A 988-nucleotide genomic window follows, 5' to 3' on the forward strand; every position below is an offset into this window, starting at 1 on the left:
AAAAATTGAGAGAGGTACTCGTGATGTTGATTTTGGTATAAAAGTAGAAACATGGGAGCAGTTTAATAGCTTGTCAGAAGGATTAATTACGTTAGGTTTTTCTCAAGACTCACAAGTTTCTCATCGTTTTAAGCGAACAGATAAAGATGGCTTACCTTGGGATATTGATATAGTCCCTTTTGGTGATATTTCTGATGAGAAAACTGAAATATCGTGGCCTCCAAATGATGAATTTGTAATGAATGTGATGGGATTTAGAGAAGCTTTTGATAACGCTCTGAGTGTTGAAATCTATGATAATCCTCAAGTTATCATCCCTGTATGCTCCCCAATTGGAATTGGGTTATTAAAGTTGGTAGCTTGGTTTGATAGGGGGGGAGATAAACGAAAAAAAGATGCATCTGATATTCTTTATCTTATTACTACCTATGCAAAAATTCCCGAAGTACAGAATTCAATATATGAGGATGGATATATGGAAGCGAATGATTGGGATGACTTACAAGCTAGTGCTGATAAATTAGGATGTGACATATTCGGAATTGCATCCCCATCAACTAGAGGTTTTATTGTTGAGAACTTAACATCTAAGCAGGATAATTTTCAGGTCTTGTGTCGAGAGATGAAAGGTTCAAGCATGTACTCAATTGAAGAGTGTAGCAAGTACTTAGCACTTTTATTGAAAGGGTTTTAGGCTCTGGAGAATGCTATTACCCGCTACGAGGTTGGATCAGTATGGATCGAACATGACCGACTTTGAGAATGATATAGGTAAAAAAAGCATGGTTTCTCAAGCATTGGCAGGGAAAAAGAACCTGACCCGAGAGCATATTATGAACCTGGCACATCGTTTCGACGTCAGTCCGGTCGTCTTCTTCTAACTGAGCTGTGCCTCACTCTAAGAGCGGTAGTAACACATTCAGGAATCTACAATTGTTGTACGAAAAATGTAACCGATAGCCGACAGTTTGCGGAATTAAAGATTGTT

3 protein-coding genes are annotated in these 988 nt (G+C 38.3%); all 3 read left to right on the forward strand.

The genetic code is table 11. The features are described 5' to 3' along the window. Positions 1-694: nucleotidyl transferase AbiEii/AbiGii toxin family protein (locus tag H5202_RS23320; RefSeq protein ID WP_182774093.1), on the forward strand; the 694-nt coding region annotated here is incomplete at its 5' end. 52 nt (positions 695-746) lie between these two features. Continuing rightward, positions 747-881: a hypothetical protein gene (locus H5202_RS24525; protein ID WP_259397467.1), complete on the forward strand. Its 135-nt coding sequence runs from the start codon at positions 747-749 to the stop codon at positions 879-881. Positions 882-888: 7 nt separating this feature from the next. Beyond that, the gene (locus H5202_RS24865) at positions 889-960 is read left to right on the forward strand and encodes an HNH endonuclease (protein ID WP_182774094.1); all 72 of its coding nucleotides are present in this window, start codon (positions 889-891) and stop codon (positions 958-960) included. Positions 961-988: the final 28 nt, after the last annotated feature.

The organism is Shewanella sp. SG41-4 (genome assembly GCF_014164505.1).
In the GTDB taxonomy this organism is placed as follows: Bacteria; Pseudomonadota; Gammaproteobacteria; order Enterobacterales; family Shewanellaceae; genus Shewanella.

Bases quoted from the DNA above. Each gene is read 5' to 3' on its own strand.
- H5202_RS24525 (WP_259397467.1), top strand. From the start codon at position 747: ATGACCGACTTTGAGAATGATATAGGTAAAAAAAGCATGGTTTCTCAA.